The organism is Caldicellulosiruptor sp. F32, assembly GCF_000404025.1.
Taxonomy (GTDB): Bacteria; Bacillota; Thermoanaerobacteria; order Caldicellulosiruptorales; family Caldicellulosiruptoraceae; genus Caldicellulosiruptor; species Caldicellulosiruptor saccharolyticus.
Genome location: NZ_APGP01000049.1, coordinates 1 through 2,091 on the forward strand (window position 1 = coordinate 1; position 2,091 = coordinate 2,091).

A 2,091-nucleotide genomic window follows, 5' to 3' on the forward strand; every position below is an offset into this window, starting at 1 on the left:
AAAATCTTTTTTATGTAATCATACCTTAATATAATTTTACAGTCAATGGCTGGAAGTTACTTTTTAAATATGTTTTGGGAATGTTGCCGAAATATTTTCGCAAAATTATGTTTAAAGAAGATTTTGATGGGTAAAAAAGAAATGAAATTTATTTTAAAAGAGGACCTGATTTATGAGCGTAAAAAATGAGATGACAATAGGATTTTTGAGATCTGCATATGGTGGAGAGAGCATGGCTCACATGAGGTATTTGCTTTGGGGTGACATTGCTGAAAAAGAAGGTTTTCCAAATATTGCAAGGCTCTTTAGAGCAATTTCTTATGCTGAACAAGTTCATGCTAACAACCATTTTAGGGTTCTTGGTGATGTCAAAGGTGGGCATATGGTTGCGTCAGATGCAATATTTGGGGTTGGCACAACAGTCCAGAATCTTCAAGGAGCGATTGATGGTGAGCTTTTTGAGGTAAACCAAATGTATAATGTATATTTAAACGCCGCAAAATATCAAAACGAAAAAGATGCTGAAAGAAGCTTTCATTTTGCAATTGAGGCAGAAAAGATTCATGCACAGCTTTTCAAAATGGCTCAGGATAGCGCAAAAGAAGGAAAGGATGTAGAGATTAAATGTATATCTGTCATGTTTGCGGGCACACAGTTTTAGATGAGGCTACTGAGTTTTGCCTAATTCTTCGGGACAAAGAAGGAAATGTATAAGATGTTTTAAAAAAACTTTTTTATGGACTATCCATTCTGGATAGTCCATTTTTATAACAGTAAATTAGTATTGACATTTTGTTTTTTTTTTTTAAACTTATTACAGAAAATTTTATACATTTACACTTTAAAAGGAGGATGAGGGGTTAATATGAATAGTATTCAAAAAGTAGCTCATCACATTGTGAGTTCTATTGCCAATGATTTGCGTGAAAATACGTTGACAAACATAGTATCAATTGCAGCAGGTGGAATAGGTGGCGGAGTAAAAGCTTACAGAGCTGCCACAAGTGGTTTTACAATGCTTGAGAGAAAGGTTGCAAGTAAAACAGTAAGTGGAGTATTGAAAGGTATGGGTGAAGGATATTTTTTCGGGAAAGGCACAGTAAGTGTGATTGCGAGTGTTACTAACAAAATAGCGAGTGTAGAAAGGTGGTTTGATAATACCAAAGTGGGTAAAGCAATTGATAATGCCATAACAAAAGTAGAGCATGGATTGCACAAACTTATTGGTGGAGGAGCGTATTAAATATAGATATAAATAGGGAAGGAAAAAATGTCATGAGTAAAAGATTCAAAGTAAAGGATATTCTTTTTCGGGTATACATAGTATTCATTATTTTCATAACTATTTTAGCAGGGTTCATTGTTATACCTGTTTTAGGAGGTTTAATAAATGTAGCACTAAAAGCCTTAAAAATTGAATGGCTTTGGTCAGTAGCTGCTTTTGGGTTGCTGGGTTATTATGTTTACAAATTCGTATCAAAGAGAATAAGTAACAGAAAACTAAGGAAGGAAGGGAAGCAAGATTGAAATTGTTACGATTTGTTCTTGTAATGGCTTAGACGAGAATTATCAACCAGTGAATGTAAAAAAAGTGTTTAGTGAATTAGATGAATTTATAATTGTGTGGTGTCAAGCTAAGAATATTAAAAAGGAAATCCAAGTGTCAATGGAATGGTATAATCCCGAGGAAAAACTTGTATTTACAATAAACATTGATATAAAACCTACAAACCAAGAACAACCCTATAGATATTTTTGGAGTGTTATGAGGTATAATTTTATAAATACAATCAAAGGTAAAGTGTTTGGTACATGGAAAGTAAAAATAAAACCTTTTGACATTGAATACGAATTTGTAATAAAAGATTTAAAGAGTTATAGCTTATTTAAAGAAGGCAAAACAATTAGTGGAGTGTTTGATGAAATAATTTGAAATTTTATATCGATATAGTAACAGAAAATTGATTATTTAAGAAGCGCATAGTATAAACTAAAAAATCAGGGGCTGCCTATTCCAATTGAAGAAAAGCAGCCCATTTCCTTTTAAAAGAAAAATAATGATTATTTCAAAATTTCCTCAATTTCTTTCAA

The 2,091-nt window shown here is 32.2% G+C and carries 3 protein-coding genes and 1 pseudogene; all 4 read left to right on the top strand.

Translation table 11 applies throughout. From position 1 onward, the window contains the following. The first annotated feature begins 172 nt into the window (after positions 1–172). The 4 genes and pseudogenes from H964_RS04730 to H964_RS04745 all read left to right on the top strand — a co-directional run bounded on the left by H964_RS04730 (position 173) and on the right by H964_RS04745 (position 1,933). A pseudogene (locus tag H964_RS04730) lies at positions 173–724 on the top strand (rubrerythrin family protein). 141 nt (positions 725–865) lie between these two features. Beyond that, a complete protein-coding gene (locus H964_RS04735; protein WP_039765170.1) occupies positions 866–1,243 on the top strand; it encodes a hypothetical protein in 378 nt (125 codons plus the stop codon). 32 nt (positions 1,244–1,275) lie between these two features. Beyond that, positions 1,276–1,527 carry a hypothetical protein gene (locus tag H964_RS04740; protein WP_039765172.1) on the top strand — a complete coding sequence of 84 codons (252 nt, stop codon included), beginning with the start codon at positions 1,276–1,278 and terminating at the stop codon, positions 1,525–1,527. A gap of 49 nt (positions 1,528–1,576) precedes the next feature. After that, on the top strand, positions 1,577–1,933 hold the full coding sequence (locus H964_RS04745) for a hypothetical protein (protein ID WP_237738198.1): 357 nt from the start codon (positions 1,577–1,579) through the stop codon (positions 1,931–1,933). Positions 1,934–2,091: the final 158 nt, after the last annotated feature.

What these genes read in the sequence shown, in the direction of transcription:
- H964_RS04735 (WP_039765170.1), top strand. Translation starts at nt 866, where the DNA reads ATGAATAGTATTCAAAAAGTAGCTCATCACATTGTGAGTTCTATTGCC.
- H964_RS04740 (WP_039765172.1), top strand. Translation starts at nt 1,276, where the DNA reads ATGAGTAAAAGATTCAAAGTAAAGGATATTCTTTTTCGGGTATACATA.